The sequence below is a fragment of the Dietzia sp. B19 genome, assembly GCF_014145155.1.
GTDB classification, from domain to species: domain Bacteria; phylum Actinomycetota; class Actinomycetes; order Mycobacteriales; family Mycobacteriaceae; genus Dietzia; species Dietzia natronolimnaea.
Genome location: NZ_JAALED010000357.1, coordinates 788 through 2,537, shown reverse-complemented (window position 1 = coordinate 2,537; position 1,750 = coordinate 788). Strand labels below are relative to the sequence as shown.

2 protein-coding genes are annotated in these 1,750 nt (G+C 71.2%); one reads left to right on the top strand and one right to left on the bottom strand.

All coding sequences use genetic code 11. The features are described from left to right. Positions 1-1,334, bottom strand: a 1,334-nt coding sequence (locus tag G6020_RS10765) for an adenylate/guanylate cyclase domain-containing protein (protein WP_182610624.1), incomplete at its 3' end; no start/stop codon positions are given. Between the two features lie 231 nt (positions 1,335-1,565). On the opposite strand from G6020_RS10765, the gene G6020_RS17100 reads away from it, so the two are divergent. After that, a partial coding sequence (locus G6020_RS17100) for a DEAD/DEAH box helicase (RefSeq protein WP_241732670.1) occupies positions 1,566-1,750 on the top strand: 185 nt, incomplete at its 3' end.

The following is a 1,750-nucleotide window of genomic DNA, read 5'->3' as shown; positions in this document are numbered from 1 at the left end:
GCGACGACGCCCCCGTAGGAGGCCCCGATCCCGGCCCGGCATCCCGGCACCCGGGCCGGCAATTGCTCGCCGAGCACCCGGGCGCAGGCCAGTGCGGCGGACGCCGGGTCGTTCATCGCCCGGGGCGCCCCGAACACCACGAGCGCGGCGTCGCCGAGGAAGCTGTCCACGATGCCGTCATACTCCTCGACCGTCTCCACGACCACCCGGAAGAACCGGTTGAGGACGTCGACGACCTCCGACGCCTCGGACCGCACCGCCATCTCCGTGGACCCGATGATGTCGACAAAGACGACGCCGACCTGGGAGGCGCTGCCGCCCAGTTCGGGGTCCCGCTCCTCGGCCGCCTCCGCGACGTCGCGACCCACGTGGCGGCCGAACAGGTCCCGGAGCCGTTCGCGCTCCTGGAGCCCGGCCGCCATACGGTTGAACCCGCGCTGGAGTTCGCCGAGTTCGGTGCCGTCGTAGACCACGACGCGCCGGGAGAGCGCGCCGTCCGTGACGTCCTCCATGGCCCAGCGGAGACTGCGTAGCGGTCCGAGCACCGACCCGGTGGCCAGGGAGATGAGGAGGAATCCGGCGAGGAGCGAGGTGGCGCCGAGCACGATCACGATGACGGCGAGGCGTTCCAGCGACAGGGCCCGGCCCGCCAACGTGTAGATCGCCACGATGATCAGTCCCGCGATCGGAACCCCGCTGCCGACCGCCCAGGACACGCGGAGCCGAGTCATCGCACCCAGGAACCGGCCGCGGGGGACCGGCCCTCCGGCCAGGGCGACCGCGGCGACCGGGCGGAGTCCGAAGTCCGCGAACAGGAACGCCACACCGCAGACGACCATCCCGGAGAAGACGATCGTGAACCCGACCGACGGGATCGCCTCGGGGTCGATCACCCCGAAGGCGGGCGTGACCACGGCCGCGCCCAACAGCCACAGAAAGGCCTGGATCAGGGTCATCCGGCCGGGCAGACGGAGAGTCCACACCCGCTCGCGATCCGTGGGTTCGCGGCCGTCGAGGAACCACCCGACACGCCGGTGGACGGCACCACGCACCCAGATCGTCCCCACGATCGTCGCCAGCGCCACATACACCGGGACGACGATCGCGGTGGGGACCATGAACTCACGGGAGGGGAGGGTGGGACCCGGGAGGACGAAGAGGATCAGCACAGCGGCGACGGCCACGCCGACGAGGTTGGAACCGAGTAGCGTCAGGACGAGCAGCACCCGGACCCTCATGGTGCGCAGTCGCGCTGACTCCGTCCCCCGCCCGAGCAGCACCGAGCCCAGTTCCGGGCGCCGCAGCAGGGACAGGTCGAGTCGCACGGTCAACATCGTGCCATCTGCGGGCCCCGAAGTGACGACCTCGTCACACTCGGGCCGGGAACAGTGGCCGAGGGCCCGCCGGGGCGTAGGGTGGGCGAGTCGGCCCGCACCACTCTTGCCTCGGGCCGAATCGGATGTCGACCTCCCGTGGTCGCGCACCGGGCGCGTCGCCTCCGAGCGACGTGGCACCCCAGGAGCGCGCCGGGCAAGACGCCCCATCTATGTACGGAGATTCCTCCCTTGTCACGTTCCTTCGCCGATCTCGGCGTTCCTTCATCCCTGCTCGACGTCCTCACGGGCGTCGACATCGTCACCCCCACCCCCATCCAGTCGGCGACGCTGCCCGACGCGATGTCCGGACGCGACGTCCTGGGCCGCGGCCGCACCGGCTCCGGCAAGACCTACGCGTTCTGCCTCCCGCTGGT